Annotated in this window: 8 protein-coding genes; 5 read left to right on the top strand and 3 right to left on the bottom strand. The window is 41.5% G+C overall.

The window, feature by feature from the left end:
- The first annotated feature begins 348 nt into the window (after nucleotides 1-348).
- The 5 genes from QZZ55_RS16740 (at nucleotide 349) to QZZ55_RS16720 (ending at nucleotide 7,494) form a co-directional block, all read left to right on the top strand.
- On the top strand, nucleotides 349-1,542 hold the full coding sequence (locus QZZ55_RS16740) for a Bcr/CflA family multidrug efflux MFS transporter (protein WP_293268570.1): 1,194 nt from the start codon (nucleotides 349-351) through the stop codon (nucleotides 1,540-1,542).
- 62 nt (nucleotides 1,543-1,604) lie between these two features.
- Nucleotides 1,605-2,150 carry a hydrolase gene (locus QZZ55_RS16735; protein WP_293268569.1) on the top strand — a complete coding sequence of 182 codons (546 nt, stop codon included), beginning with the start codon at nucleotides 1,605-1,607 and terminating at the stop codon, nucleotides 2,148-2,150.
- A 183-nt stretch (nucleotides 2,151-2,333) separates the two neighbouring features.
- Nucleotides 2,334-3,851, top strand: coding sequence for an alanine/glycine:cation symporter family protein (locus QZZ55_RS16730; protein ID WP_293268568.1), 1,518 nt, complete (start codon nucleotides 2,334-2,336; stop codon nucleotides 3,849-3,851).
- 257 nt (nucleotides 3,852-4,108) lie between these two features.
- The gene (locus QZZ55_RS16725; RefSeq protein ID WP_293268567.1) at nucleotides 4,109-6,775 is read left to right on the top strand and encodes an EAL domain-containing protein; all 2,667 of its coding nucleotides are present in this window, start codon (nucleotides 4,109-4,111) and stop codon (nucleotides 6,773-6,775) included.
- A 77-nt stretch (nucleotides 6,776-6,852) separates the two neighbouring features.
- Nucleotides 6,853-7,494, top strand: coding sequence for a TatD family nuclease-associated radical SAM protein (locus QZZ55_RS16720; RefSeq protein ID WP_293268566.1), 642 nt, complete (start codon nucleotides 6,853-6,855; stop codon nucleotides 7,492-7,494).
- Between the two features lie 8 nt (nucleotides 7,495-7,502).
- Here the strand turns inward: QZZ55_RS16720 and QZZ55_RS16715 are convergent, their stop codons facing one another.
- From QZZ55_RS16715 to QZZ55_RS16705, 3 genes are all read right to left on the bottom strand, one after another.
- A complete protein-coding gene (locus tag QZZ55_RS16715) occupies nucleotides 7,503-10,844 on the bottom strand; it encodes an EAL domain-containing protein (protein ID WP_293268565.1) in 3,342 nt (1,113 codons plus the stop codon).
- A 179-nt stretch (nucleotides 10,845-11,023) separates the two neighbouring features.
- Nucleotides 11,024-12,181 (bottom strand): type III PLP-dependent enzyme, encoded by a 1,158-nt coding sequence (locus QZZ55_RS16710; protein ID WP_293268564.1) that lies wholly within the window; start codon nucleotides 12,179-12,181, stop codon nucleotides 11,024-11,026.
- A 164-nt stretch (nucleotides 12,182-12,345) separates the two neighbouring features.
- A complete protein-coding gene (locus tag QZZ55_RS16705; RefSeq protein ID WP_293268563.1) occupies nucleotides 12,346-12,948 on the bottom strand; it encodes a CBS domain-containing protein in 603 nt (200 codons plus the stop codon).
- Between the last annotated feature and the right edge of the window lie 98 nt (nucleotides 12,949-13,046).

Raw genomic sequence — 13,046 nt, 5'->3', positions numbered from 1 at the left:
GCGTGGCTCATGAGGATTCTCTGTCGTTGTTCGGTGTAGGGAGCTGTTTTTGTATAAATTATAGAAGAACCATACACCAAAGTTTATGATACATAAAGCGCGCCATTAGTTATAAATATTGTATCCCTTGCGAGTTTACTATAACCTTATTTACTTCAGTTTATTGGCAAGAAATATTTGCGCTTATGTTTACTGAATTACCACTTTAGTCTGTTTGATAGCACGATATTTATGGCGGATCTAATCCGCCTTTTTCTATTTCCGCAATAATCTTTTGCCAAATTACAGCCTGTTTTAAATATCTAATATTCGGTAAAGTCAGCCCTTACATTTGCGAAAGGAATCTTGATGTTTTTACCCACCTCTCTGGCAACCATACTTGTTCTTGCATCAATTGTTGCTTTGGGCCCCCTTTCAACAGACATGTACTTACCTTCGTTACCTCGCTTAACGACTGAACTGAATGCATCCATTGATCAGGTACAGGTTACTTTATCGATATTCTTTGCAGGATTTGCGGTTGCGCAACTTCTTTATGGCCCCTTAGCTGATCGCTTCGGACGCAAATCTATTCTTCTAGCAGGTTTAGTACTCTTTACAGCGGCATCTTTTGGCTGTGCAACAGCCACTACCATAGAAGAGTTGATTCTATTTCGCTTTTTGCAAGCGCTTGGCGCTTGTGGTGGACCCGTGTTAGGGCGCACGATGATTAGAGATATCTACGGCCCTACGCAGTCAGCTCGAGTCCTCTCAATGATGGGCACCATTATGGCGCTTGCACCGGCTGTGGCGCCGATCATTGGTGGTTATATGCTTTTAGCTTTTAACTGGAGTGCCATTTTTATATTTTTAGGTGTTTATGGCGCTATTGTTACATTTATTATCATGTTCAAAATTCAAGAGTCGCTACAGCCTGAAAATGTAAACAGCCTTCATCCTTTGACTATTTTAAGAAACTACGGTCAACTGCTCCGCAGCCGTGTCTTTCTCGGCTACACGCTGTGCTGTAGCTTTACATTCTCCGGTTTGTTTTCATTTCTCTCAGGCTCATCGTTTGTATTAATTGACTTTTTCGGTGTACCTGAAGCCAACTATGGATTTTATTTTACTGCCATAGTACTCGGCTACATGACTGGGGCTCAATTAAGTCAAAGATTAGGTTCTCGTTTTGGCATTAACAAAATGCTCGTTATTGGTACATCACTGGCATCACTCTCTGGAGGCTTAATGTTTGCAGCCTCCTTACTAGAAGCTCACTACCTATACTGGGTTATTGGTTGTCAGGTATTTTTTATGGTGGCCGTCGGCATGGTTATGCCACAAGCAATGGCAGGAGCGATGGGGCCATTTCCAAAAATGGCAGGCACAGCATCGGCACTACTAGGTTTCACTCAATCAGCAATTGCTGCGGTGGTTGGTCTAGTCGTAGGCCACAGCCATACTGGCACCCCTACGATTATGTCTGCCAGCATTGCCTTGATGGGTGCGCTGGCTTTATTGAGTTACCTATTCATCATCAAGCCTATACCACCTGAAGTATAGAAGACGCTTGGCAAAGCAGCCGTTAGAGGATTATCCTGATATCAATCAATAAGGAGAAAAGCATGCTGATTCATCCTCAAAAGTCCTGCTTATTAGTGGTCGATATCCAAGAAAAGTTAGCTCCCGCCATTCATGAAAAAGAAATGCTGATCCAAAATAGCAAATGGTTAATAGAGATCGCCAATATTCTTAATATCACCATCATGACATCAGAACAGTACCCTCAGGGTATCGGCCGCACAATAGATGAATTAAAAGAAATTCTACCAAAGGATCAGTACATGGAAAAAACACATTTTTCCTGTATGTCTGAACCGACTTGCCATAAAAAAGTTCACGATAGCAACCTAGAGCAGATGGTTATTATTGGAATGGAATCGCATGTCTGTGTGATGCAAACAGCGATTCAACTAAAACAACAAGGACTAGAAGTTTATGTTGTGGCCGATTGTGTATCTTCTCGCAACCCCAGCGACAAGTTATACGCGCTAGAAAGAATGCGCAGTTGTGGTATACATATTGTGACTCGTGAGATGGTCGCTTTTGAGTGGATGCAAAAATCAGGAACAGAAACTTTCAAGCGCATCAGCAAAGAATATCTACGCTAGGCCTCTAGGGGCAGAGACAGCTCTGCCCCGAATAGTAAAATATCTCGAAATCCCCAAAAAAACCCATACTTTCGTCTGGTATCAAATACATAACAGAAAAAATTATCGGGCATAACTCTATAAAATTCCAGCCGATAATTCTAATAACTAAAAAAACGAAAAAACCCCTGGAGACTAGTGTATATGCAATCAATTATCGATTCTTTAAACGGAATCATCTGGAGCCCTGCTCTTATCTATTTGTGCCTTGGTGCAGGCTTATTCTACTCAATTCTTACTCGCTTTGTTCAAGTACGCATGTTCGGAGAAATGTGGAGACTACTATTTTCTGGCAGCAGCTCAGACAAAGGAATTTCTTCTTTTCAAGCCTTAGCGGTGTCTCTTTCAGGCCGTGTTGGTACCGGTAATATCGCTGGTGTTGCAGCTGCCATTGGTTTTGGTGGTCCTGGTGCAGTTTTCTGGATGTGGGTTGTTGCTTTTCTTGGCGCGGCAACGGCTTATACTGAGTCTGCTTTAGGTCAGATTTATAAAGAAGAACACGAAGGCCAGTACCGTGGTGGTCCAGCATTCTATTTCGAAAAAGCAATGGGCCAAAAATGGTTTGCATGGATTTTTGCCATTGCCACTATCTTAGCCTGCGGCGTAATGCTTCCGGGCGTACAGTCTAATGGTATTGGTAATGCAGCAGAGCTTGCGTTTGGTTCAGGCGGTTTGGTTAGCACATCGATGGGTGACCTAAGCCTTACTAAAATCATAGCAGCGATCAGTATCGTATTGGTTCTTAGCTTCATTATCTTCGGCGGTGTGAAACGTATTGCTAATTTCACTCAAATTGTTGTTCCATTCATGGCGCTGGCTTACATCGTAATTGCTTGCTCTGTTATTGCACTGAATATTGAGCAATTACCTGATGTTATCAGCATGATCTTTGCTGATGCATTCACTCCGATGGCCGGCATGGGCGCCGCAATTGGTTGGGGTGTAAAACGTGGTGTTTACTCTAACGAAGCAGGACAAGGTACTGGCCCTCATGCTGCAGCTGCAGCTGAAGTTGATCACCCTGCTCAACAAGGGTTGGTACAAGCGTTTTCTGTTTATATTGACACCTTATTTGTTTGTTCTGCTACCGCATTTATGATTCTTATCACAGGCGCTTATAACGTACACGGCGTTGGCGAAGGCGTATTCTTGGTTCAGAACTTAGCAGCAGACATTGCCGCTAACAGCCCTGCATACACACAAACTGCCGTTGAGCAGGTACTACCTGGCGTAGGTAAGCCATTTATCGCACTGGCTTTATTCTTCTTCTCGTTTACAACTATTCTTGCTTACTACTACATTGCAGAAACTAACCTTGCTTACCTAAAACGTACACTTAAGTTGCCTGGTTTTGATTTTCTATTGAAGTTTGTATTGCTCGCTGCCACTTTCTACGGAACAGTTAAAACTGCCAACCTTGCATGGGGTCTTGGCGATGTAGGCGTTGGCTTAATGGCGTGGTTGAACATTGTTGGTATTTTGATCATATTCTTCATCTCAAAACCAGCGATAAAAGCGCTAAGAGATTACGAAGCACAACGTAAAGCTGGTGTAAAAGTATACACTTTCAACCCGGAAAAATTAGGCATCAAAGATGCAGACTTTTGGGTAAAGCGTTATGCAGAATCTCAAGAAAAGGCACCTAAAAAAGATAATGATTAATATCTAAGTTCTTTAAAAAGCCGTTGTTTTCAGCGGCTTTTTTATATCAACACCCTTTCCTCAAACATGAGTCTAGAACAGACCATTCCTCATCGCTTATTAAGCAAATAAGCACACTAAATCTTGCACATAAAGCATTATTCAACTTTACTGATATTGAATATTAATTCATAAATTGCTTTGCAAAGATTCTTCGATGGTTCAATTTTTACGATCAAGATATATTTGTAAAAGCCTTTGCCTAACGGAGTTTGCTGATGCATACACCTGAAGCAAGTGAACTTCACCTTCAAGAAAGCACCAAGACTCACAATACAATTGTTGAGCTTATGCAGAACCGACTTCTTTGGAATACCGACCTAGAATCAGCCTTAAAAATCATAACTATACGATGCGCCATTGCATTAAATGTGAATCGCACGAGCGTATGGTATATGGTTAACAATCAATATCTTGAGTGTCAAATTCTTTACGATAAACTTCAAAAAAAAACCTACAAGGGTCAGCATTTACTATTTCAAAAGAACCCTGCTTATTTTGAGGCCATTGAAGCTAATCAAATTTTAGATGCTCACGATGCTCAAAAAGACCCTAGAACTAAAGCGTTTGCAGACAGCTACCTTATTCCTTTAAACATCCACTCAATTCTTGATGCATCTTTTCGTCACGAAGGACATACAGAAGGCGTTGTATGTTTTGAACATACCGGCTCTGCACGTATTTGGAGTTTTGAAGAACAAACATTTGCTGTTTCTGTTTCTGGTCTAGTCTCAAACTTAAGAATTTTTTACGCCTTAAAAGACAGCGAAACTCGATATCGCCTTCTCTATGACCAATGTGGCGACGGTGTCTTGATCATTCACAACAACCAGATAATGGATTGCAACCAAACTGCAGTAAACATATTCGGCAATTCAAAGGCAGATATTATTGGGCGGACTATCGACCACTTATCGCCTAAATATCAACCAGACGGCTCAGACTCTTCCCAAGCATCAAAAGCGTATATTAATAAAGCACTTCAAGGCCAGGAGCAAAGCTTTGAATGGTTACATCTTCGTTTAAACGATAAGCCATTTTACACTGACAATAAACTTAACCGACTTGAAATCAACGGACACCCTCACCTAATTTGCACGATCCATGATATTAACGCTCATAAAATAGCAACCAAGCAAATTATCGAGCTCAACTCATTACAAAAAGCGATTTTTGATGGAGCTAAGTACAGCATTATATCCACAGATACTAACGGCACTATTCAAACCTTTAATAAAGCGGCAGAAGAAATGCTTGGCTACACTGCCCAAGAAATGATTGGCAAGGAGAGCCCTGCACTCATTCATAAAGAATCAGAAGTTATCGACCGCTCCAAAGAGTTAGCAGAATTATTAGGCCTGCCTAGCATTTCCGGTTTTGACGTCTTTATTACTTTGTGTAAAGAAATGAGATCAGAAGAGCGTGAATGGACTTACATTCATAAATGTGGAAAAGAAATCCCTGTACTACTATCCGTCACCGCGCTACACAGTAATCATAATGAAATAACCGGCTACTTGGGTATCGCCTATGATATTACTCAAAGAAAGCAAGCCGAAGAAGATCTAAAAAGCTCACAGAAAGAACTTGAATACCAAGCGCACCACGATTCACTCACCGGCCTACCCAATAGAGCACAACTGCACACTACGACCAAACAAGAGCTACATAAGGCAAGTGAAAACAATCAAAGCCTAGCTTTAATGCTATTAGATTTAGATCGCTTTAAAGAGGTAAATGACACTCTAGGGCATCACATTGGGGATCGATTGCTTCAAAAACTGGCAATAAAGCTGAATAACGCAGCACTTCAATATAAAGCGCTGCCATTTCGCTTGGGTGGAGATGAGTTTGCCATCTTGCTTTCAGGCCTGACCTCGCACAACCACGCATATGTGCTTGCAGAGTTCATCAATGACAGTATTAAACAACCTTTTGAAATAGACGATGTTACTTTAGAACTGGGAGCGAGCATAGGCATTGCCTTGTACCCTGAACACGGGAGCAACAGTCATGACTTACTCCGCTGTGCAGATATCGCTATGTATAATGCAAAGTCGCAATCCTCAGGCGTATCTATCTATAACCTAGAGCAAGACTCCCATAGCCCACGACGCTTACAGCTGATGGCAGAGTTAGGAGTCGCTATTCGTGATGCGCAACTCATTTTGTACTACCAACCTAAAATTGAGCTTAAGAATCAAAAATGCATCGGCTTTGAAGCTCTCATTCGATGGGAACATCCGGTACTTGGAATGATCCCGCCTTCAGAGTTTATACATTTAGCCGAAATGAGTAACGCCATTCATTCTTTAAGCCTCTGGGTGATAACACACGCGATACAACAACTTAAAAAGTGGCAAGGACTTGGGATTTACTTACCCATTGCGATTAACCTATCAGCAAGAAACCTCATCAACCAATCACTACCCGATATTATAAAAAACTTACTAAAAGAGTATGATGTTGCTGCTAAATGGCTAGAAGTTGAAATTACTGAAAGCGCCTTTATTAGTGACCCAGAACGAGCAGAATCTGTCACACGCGAGATAAGCAAACTAGGGATTGCACTCTCTATTGATGATTTTGGCACGGGTTATTCATCACTAAGCTACTTAAAGCGACTGCCCATTCAAACATTGAAGGTTGACCGTAGTTTTGTCGATGGAATGCTATCAAGCAAACAGGATGCTGCCATCGTTCATTCCACTATCGGCCTCGCTCATAGCTTTGGCTTAACCGTTGTTGCTGAAGGTGTCGAAAACAAGGAAACATTAGACGCCATAACCCAGCTCAATTGCGAGCATGCCCAAGGTTATTTTATATGCAAACCGGCTCCTGAAAAGCAAATTTTAGCTTGGTACTATTCACAATTGAGCACCTGAACTCTTCTTGATGTCTATCAATTACCTGAACCCAGCATAGGTCTACAGTGTCCGGTTTGTAGAGGAGAGCCCAAGACATGACAACAAGACCAAATCCTGCCAGAAGAGCGTGCCACTTACAGCCCGACATACTCGTTTATACAATAGAAGATCGGCTTTATGTTAATTTAACCGACCGCTGCACCCTAGCTTGTCACTTTTGTCCAAAACATAACGACAGTAAAGAAGTGCATGATTACAATCTCACTTTGTCACAACGCCCCGACCAACAACTCATAATCGACCAAATTGGCGACCCTACACGCTATCAAGAAGTAGTATTTTGCGGTTTTGGCGAACCAACTTTACGCTTAAAAGCCCTAATAGCGGTAGCAACGGAAGTAAAAACGAAAGGAGGAAAAACCCGATTAAATACGGATGGATTAGCTAATCTTTTTCATAAAAAAGATGTTGTACCGCTACTGGCTAGTTGTATTGATGCTATGTCTATCTCATTAAATGCTCAAAATGAAGAAGTCTATAAACAACATTGTGCTCCAAGTTTGAAAAACAGCCATTTCGCTGTTCTTGCTTTTCTTGAGCTAGCAGCCCATGCGATTCCAGATGTAACAGCCACGGCAATAGATGGTTTAGAAGGAGTAGATATCCTTGCTTGCAAAAAGCTTGCTGAAGATCGCGGCGCTAAATTCAAAGCAAGGACATTAGATGTTGTGGGTTGATACTCAACTCACACGTATTCTTGGCTGTATTTATCAGATGATACTGTCTGAGCGGTTCTACTACCTAACAGACGTAAGAAGCTAACAGTATCGGCACTTTTCATCGGAAACCCTAAAAGGAAGCCTTGAGCATAATCACAGCCCTGCTCTTTCAATACGGCTAACTGCTCTTCAGACTCAACACCTTCTGCTACAACCTCTAATCCTAGCGATTGCGCTAAGGCTATTGTTGCTTTTACAATCATCTCATCATTTGCATCATGCAACATATCACGAACAAAGCTGCGGTCAATTTTCAAGCGACATGCACTCAATTTCCGTAATGTCACCATAGAAGAGTAACCGGTTCCAAAGTCATCAATCGCTATCTTCAGACCTTGACCAACATAACTCTCTAACAACTCAAGCGTTTTACTTGAAGCATCCATACACGCTGATTCGGTGATTTCAACCTCAAAATGGTGCAATGGAATGCCTGAAGATTTCAGTAAAGAAAGGAGGCACTCAACGCCCGACTCGTTACTTAACTGAACAGGTGAAATATTAAAGGATACGGTTCCAAATGTTAATCCGCTTTCAAGCCAACGCCCAACTTCTAGACAAACATGCTGAGCCACCCAAATGCCAATATCATCAATCATCCCACGCTTTTCGGCAACAGGAATGAACGTTAATGGTGATATCAAACCTTGCTCTGGATGCTCCCACCTTAAGAGAGCTTCAAAACCAACTAGTAAGCCACTCTCACAATCAAACTGGGGTTGATACACCATATACAATTGTTGTAAAAACCGTGCACTACTGAGCATATGTGCCAGTTCTGCTTCTTTTTGAACACGCTCAGTCATTTCTGCCTGATAAAAAACAAACCGACCACGCCCCTGCTCTTTAGCGCGATACAACGCAACATCGGCACGAGAAATCAACTCATCAACTGAAATATCATAATCGCACACAACAATACCAACACTCGTATTAGTTTTGAGCTTGTTGCCAGCCACATCAAAAGTGGCGTCAAAACAACCAATTACTTTTTCAGCTAAAATGGCAACATCTGAAGGATCATGCATATTACTCTGCAAGATAGTAAACTCATCTCCCCCAAAACGTGCAAACGTATCGCACGCCCTAAGCACACCTTTAATCCGGTTTGCGACCTCTATCAATAATTGATCACCTGCGGGATGGCCCAGAGTATCGTTTATCTCTTTAAAATGATCTAAGTCCAACATTAATAAAGCACACGTCTGCTTATTTCTTCGCCCTAACAACAATTCATGCTCAAAACGATCAAGAAACAGTCGTCGGTTAGGGAGCCCCGTCAGCGAATCATGAAATGCTAAATACTTAATTTGCTCCTCAACTGCTTTTCGATGAGATATATCATGAAACGTAACAACAGCACCCACAACCTCCTCATTCTGATAAATAGGGGAACTCCAGTACTCGACAGGAAATGATTTGTTATCCTTTCGCCACAATACATCTGATTCAATTCTATAACTTTCACCATTACGAATTGACATCAACATATAGCAGTTTTCTTTCTCTATCGGCTTACCGTCAGCACTAGAGTGAGATATTAAGCTGTGGTTATCTTTACCAACAAGTTCTTCAGAATCATACCCAAGCATCATGGCTGCAGCAGGGTTTATAAATGTCGTAATGCCATCTACATCTAACCCAAAAATCCCCTCATTACTGTGTTCTAGTAACAATCGAGATCGATCCTCAGCTGTTTTGACTGCATTCTCATAGTTCAATCGATCACGAATATCTTTGAAAACCGTAATCATATAAGTTTTATCATGATGAACAAACGGACTAGACGACACTTCTATAGGGACTTCTTCACCGCTTCGCAGTAAATGAGTCGTCTTAACTGCAAGAGTTTTTTCGAGTACCTTCTTCCATCTTTTTTGTAGCCTACTTTGAGTAAAAGACGGATCCCAATCAGATATATGAGTTTGATAAAGCTCAGTGGCACTCACACCGAAATGTTTAATCGCTGCCGAGTTTGCATAAATAATTCTAAAATTTTCTTCCGGAGAAGAACAAATAAGCGAGTCTAAACTGTGATCTACCATCGCATTTACAAGCGATAATTGCCCACTCATCAATGTGTGCTCTGTGATGTCTCGGCTAACGCCTAACACTCCTTGCCCTATATCAGGAAGGTTTAATGGAATGCGTAACGTATCCAATAACACCCTACGACCATCTGGATATGTAACCCACTCATCATGTCGAAGAGGCGTTTGATTTTGTAACATTTCTTTATCAAAAAATTGAAACCCATTCGCCGTCGTACTATCAAACAAATCAGCATCTGTTTGGCCAATAATTACCTCTTCGGCAACATCACTAAAGACTTCGAAAGCTTTATTACAGCCTACGTAAGCGGCATTGCTATCTTTAAAGAAAATCAAATCAGGAATCGAGTCAATGAGAGTACGCAAGCGCCTTTTCTCTATCCGCAATGTTTGTTCAGATAGTCGCTGCTCGGTAATATCCGTTCCTGAAGAGAGAATCCCGACTCTAACACCTTTGGCATCTTCTAAAACGCGGTTATACCAGAGAATTAGCCGTTCATTTCCGCTCTTTGTAATTACGGGTTTTTCAACTTGCTGATTCGGAATTTTCTCGCAACTCATTAAGCGGTTATAAGCAGATTGAGCAATACCTCTACCGTTTATTGGTAAGAAATGATCAAACCAATTTAAACCAATTGCATCTTCTTGCTTAATATCCAACAGTTCACATGCAAACCGGTTAAGCAATGTCACATGACCATCTAGATCGAGCGTCACCATAATGACTCCCGCAATATCTAGATAGTGGTTTGCCCTTTGGTGCTCTTGCTGCAACGCTTCTATGACAGAACCTTGAGTAGCATAATCTGCCACTAGGCCTATTCCATATTCGCTATTAGTTTTTGGCAAAAACTCTATGTGGCATTGCTCAGCTTCAGCGGATAACAAAGAGAATCGCAAAGGCAATTGGTTTACATCATATGATTGTTCTTTCTGATTATTTAGCGAGCGATCAACTGATACAGACACTTCTTGATAATGGCCTGATGTATCCAATAAGCGCAAGACAAGATCGCTAGGGAATGTAAATAAAGCTTGCCATTGAGAAATTGCTTTTTGCCAAGACAACGTATCATCAGGGCTCATCATCACCGAAAGAAAAGCCCCCCTCTCCCAGACAGATAATGCATTTCCGAGAAACAGACCCGCGCTGCGGTCTATGATGCTAAATTGGTCATGTCTGATATCAAAGAAACCACTCATAACCCAAATGCCATTTAATGACACATGTAAATGCTCAGACGAACCCGTACTCATCAATCACTCTTTTTTAATTATTATTAGAATCCACAAAAAATGGCTTTGCCTTACTATAAGCTGAATTATACCACTCATCGTCAGTATGAGGAGACTTTAGTGTGAGAACTCTATGATTCTATTTTATGAATAACAGCAACTAAAGGAATATCCTCCCTATAGTTGCTGTTTTTGACAGGTTAAATGAAATACGTCTTTAAAGGAGGGAAGCCGTTGAACTCCACAGAGCAATAGCTGCTGGTATAAGCTCCTGTTGCCATCCAATACATTCGATCACCAATTTCCAACGAAAGTGGTAATTCATATTTATGGTTTTCGTACATAATATCCATACTGTCACACGTCGGTCCAGCCAAGACCACTGCTTCTTCTTCTCCGTTGCGCTCGGTATAGATGGGATACTTTATACATTCATCAAGAGTTTCAATGAGGCCATTAAACTTGCCTACATCAGCATAAACCCAACGCTCTAGTGCTGTTTGAGATTTTCTTGAAATCAGCACTATCTCTGAAACAATGACACCCGAGTCACCCACTAGCGATCGACCGGGCTCCAAAATCACTTCCGGTATAAGATCAGGAAAGTCTTCGGTTAAAAATCGTGTAATTTCTTCTACATACGTACTAAATTCATTCGTTTTTTGTATGTATTGCGCGGGGAACCCCCCTCCCATGTTGATCATTTTTAGCGCAATGCCATGTTCACTATACAGTCGCTCAAACACAACTTTAACTTTTGCTATAGCGCCATCCCAAGTATCAATTTCACGTTGCTGCGAGCCTACGTGAAAAGACACCCCATAAGGGTCTAGGCCTAACTCTTGTGCCAACGCAGCAAGCTCTATCGCCATTTCAGGGCTACAACCAAATTTGCGTGATAATGGCCAGTCTGCGCCTTCAGCGCCTTCAGTTAGTATTCGAATATAAACACGAGAACCAGGAGCACATTCGGCAATATTACGAAGATCTGCTTCTGAGTCTGTAGCAAAAAGTCTCACCCCTTTTTCATAAAAGTAGGTAATATCTTTGCGCTTTTTAATGGTATTGCCATAACTGCAACGACTAGGTAAAACATTACACTTCAGAACACGGTCTAGCTCAAAAACAGAGGCTATATCAAAGTTAGAACCTAGCTCCCCCAACAAACTGATCACTTCTTCAGCAGGATTAGCCTTAACAGCATAATAAACACTGGCATAATCAAACCCTTGCACTAATTCTAAATACTTTTCACGTACCGTATTTAGATCAACAACTATAAATGGGGTTTCCTTTTTGTCAGAAAAGGCTTTGATTTTATTCCAGTTTTCTGGAGCTAAATGTTCTGGATGTTTCACTGCTTACGTCACCTCACTATCGGTTTTCAGACTTAATACGAAAACAGCCCATAATGGGTCACCATTACGGGCTAAAATCTGACATTGACTGCTCTCATTATCAGATGAACAATCAGCATTTTGCGCGAGTATAAATTAAATATGAGTGATAGCAATAGTAGACATCAAATTCCTCCACCATGCGTAACTACTCTCTCAATCTCAGCAAATGACTTAGCCTCATACATGATTTCAAAACCAATTTTTAGTTTTCTCGATACATCACTGGCAGAGATAATACCGCGAATACGCTTCACCTGCGCCAAGCCCTCATCAATCACCAATATGTGTTGTTCCCCTGAGTCTTTTAGGGTCAACATAACATCGCCAATTTTGGAATGTATTAGCTGCTCATGAGTTAGCGCCTGCAATTGAGCTCTTGCAGCCATAACATGCTTAACCAACACGAACTCCCTTGATAAGCCATGTGTCTGCATATAAGACATTACTCGGCTACCCATAATATCGCGCGCGGTCACTACTCCGCTGATGCTGTTGCTTTCTGCTGTTGCGAAAAGCAGCCTAACATGCTGGTTTTTCATCCACTCAAGCGCTTCATCTATTTGAGTTTCTTGTGAAATAGTGACAGGTTCGACACGTTGAAAATCAGTCATGACATCAACAGCAGAGCTATTCAGACTAATAGGCGCTTGGACTTGCTCCGGGGAAAGGAGGTGCGTTACTTCTGCAATCTCCTGTAAACGAATATGACGAAATGCTTCCAACATAGCCGACCTCCTTCCTGTTATTTTTAGAATTTGAAGTCTATTAATAACAGCATAGCCAGCTTTTACTAAAAGGTCACTTATTTAAACCTACTAATAAT

Origin of the sequence: Neptunomonas sp. (assembly GCF_016744175.1) — a bacterium.
In the GTDB taxonomy this organism is placed as follows: Bacteria; Pseudomonadota; Gammaproteobacteria; order Pseudomonadales; family Balneatricaceae; genus Neptunomonas.
This window is presented reverse-complemented; position numbering and strand designations above follow the sequence as displayed.